Here is a 495-nt window from a genome sequence, read left to right as displayed (position 1 = left end):
CTCGCCTGGCTGGGCTCCGCTCACTGTGGTTCCCCGCGGCTCTCTGCTTGTCAGCTCCACCGTGCAGGTTGGCGCGCCGGACCGCTCTTCCCTCCGGCTAACTGCTGTTCATCTGGTGCGGCTGAGCGCGCTGCGTTCTCTATACAGTCAACTGCCTTGTTCCTTCCGTGGCGAATAGATCCACCAGCGGGAAGGCTCGACCCAGTTCATTCAGCGTCAGCTCTAGCCGGTAGAAATCAACCTCGCCGGAGGGGTTCATGTAGGGGTGCAAGGCGCCCCAATCATCACGTTCGTATGGATAGTCATCGTATTCGACGTCATCGTAGGTTTCGGCGTGTAGGCTTTCATTTGCCCAAGCGAAAAGCTTCGGAACTACTTCGACGTAGCTAGATAGCCCCAGAAACACAGTCCAACTGGCAAGTTGCTCGGGGTCATTACCATCTTCGTTGTCTACGCCGAGAGTAATTGTGCCTCGCCCCGAAGTCTTGTTGACCC

The 495-nt window shown here is 57.2% G+C and carries 1 protein-coding gene; it reads right to left on the bottom strand.

The genetic code is table 11. The annotated features are described in order from the left end of the window. Positions 1 to 139: 139 nt before the first annotated feature. Positions 140 to 495, bottom strand: a 356-nt coding sequence (locus AB0C16_RS40435; protein ID WP_357691485.1) for a hypothetical protein, incomplete at its 5' end; no start/stop codon positions are given.

The organism is Nonomuraea sp. NPDC048916 (assembly GCF_040649575.1).
Classification (GTDB): Bacteria; Actinomycetota; Actinomycetes; order Streptosporangiales; family Streptosporangiaceae; genus Nonomuraea.
The sequence above is the reverse complement of the archived record's forward strand: the minus strand, read 5'-3'. Positions and strand labels throughout refer to the sequence as shown.